The sequence below is a fragment of the Chromobacterium sp. W521 genome (assembly GCF_052805975.1).
The window spans coordinates 1-277 of the sequence record NZ_JBRBAF010000056.1; the positions used below are offsets into that span (position 1 = coordinate 1).

The 277-nt window shown below is 68.6% G+C and carries 1 protein-coding gene; it reads right to left on the reverse strand.

What is annotated here, in order from left to right; genetic code table 11:
• The coding region (locus tag ACUXV1_RS23280; RefSeq protein ID WP_446016781.1) for a contractile injection system protein, VgrG/Pvc8 family at window positions 1–277 on the reverse strand (277 nt) is incomplete at both ends.

Sequence of the window (277 nt, forward strand, 5' to 3'; positions counted from 1 at the left end):
CGGGTCGTAGTCGTGCAAGGAGGATTGCAAGGCCTTGCCGTTCTGGCCTTGATCAATGCGGCTGTCGTCGCCGCTGTGCTGGGTTTGCACCGGCTGGTAGTCGAAGCTGGCCAGCGCCACCGCGCCGGGCACGATCTGGCGCTGGGCGTTCCACTCGGTCAGGCCGTCCTCGGCCTCGGTGGCGTCGCTGCGGTGGAAACGCACGCGCTCGACGCTGGCCGGCGGCAGGCTGTAGGGGTCGTCGAAGGCGACCAGTTGCACCTGGGGAGTGTCACCG